The 1,215-nt window shown below is 38.2% G+C and carries 1 protein-coding gene; it reads left to right on the forward strand.

The genetic code is table 11. The features are described 5' to 3' along the window. Positions 1–15 precede the first annotated feature (15 nt). On the forward strand, positions 16–1,209 hold the full coding sequence (tuf, locus tag WJW32_RS12370; protein ID WP_340258777.1) for an elongation factor Tu: 1,194 nt from the start codon (positions 16–18) through the stop codon (positions 1,207–1,209). Positions 1,210–1,215: the final 6 nt, after the last annotated feature.

The raw sequence follows: 1,215 nt of genomic DNA on the forward strand, positions 1-1,215 counted from the left end.
AAGGAGGAATAAAAAATGGCAAAAGCTAAATTTGAAAGAACTAAACCGCATGTTAACATCGGAACAATAGGACACGTTGACCACGGTAAAACAACATTAACAGCAGCTATAACAAAAACATTATTCTCAAGATACCAATTAGGAGAAGCAGTAGATTTTGCAAATATAGATAAAGCTCCAGAAGAAAGAGAAAGAGGAATCACAATTTCAACAGCACACGTTGAATATGAAACTCCAAACAGACACTACGCACACGTTGACTGTCCAGGACATGCTGACTACGTTAAGAACATGATCACAGGAGCAGCTCAAATGGACGGAGCTATATTAGTTTGTTCTGCAGCAGATGGTCCAATGCCTCAAACAAGAGAGCATATATTACTTTCAAGACAAGTTGGAGTACCTTACATAGTAGTATTCCTAAACAAGTGTGACATGGTAGACGATGAAGAGTTATTAGAGCTTGTTGAAATGGAAGTAAGAGACTTATTAAATGAGTACGAATTCCCAGGAGATGACACTCCAATAGTACAAGGATCAGCGCTTAAAGCATTAGAAGATCCATCAAGTGAGTGGGGAGACAAAATAGTAGAATTATTCGAAGAAATCGATGCATACATCCCAGAGCCAGAAAGAGATGTAGATAAGACTTTCTTAATGCCTGTAGAGGACGTATTCTCAATCACAGGAAGAGGAACAGTTGCAACTGGTAGAGTAGAAAGAGGAGTATTAAAGGTTCAAGACGAAGTTGAAATAGTAGGACTTGCAGAAGAATCTAAAAAGATTGTTTGTACAGGAGTAGAAATGTTTAGAAAGCTTCTTGATCAAGCACAAGCAGGAGATAACATCGGAGCACTATTAAGAGGTGTTCAAAGAGATGAAATACAAAGAGGACAAGTATTAGCTAAGCCAGGATCAATAAATCCTCACACTAAAGTAATGGCAGAGGTATACGTATTAAAGAAAGAAGAGGGAGGAAGACATACTCCATTCTTCGATGGATACAGACCACAATTCTACTTTAGAACAACAGATGTTACAGGATCAATAAAGTTACCAGAAGGAACAGAAATGGTAATGCCTGGAGATAACATCACTATGGAAGTTGAACTAATCGCTCCAATAGCAATGGAAGAGGGATTAAGATTCGCTATCCGTGAGGGTGGAAGAACAGTAGGAGCAGGAGTAGTTGCTTCTATAATTGAATAATTAAAA

It is taken from the genome of Tepidibacter sp. Z1-5, from assembly GCF_037844525.1.
Taxonomy (GTDB): Bacteria; Bacillota; Clostridia; order Peptostreptococcales; family Peptostreptococcaceae; genus Tepidibacter_A.

Bases quoted from the DNA above. Each gene is read 5' to 3' on its own strand.
- tuf (WP_340258777.1), top strand. From the start codon at position 16: ATGGCAAAAGCTAAATTTGAAAGAACTAAACCGCATGTTAACATCGGA.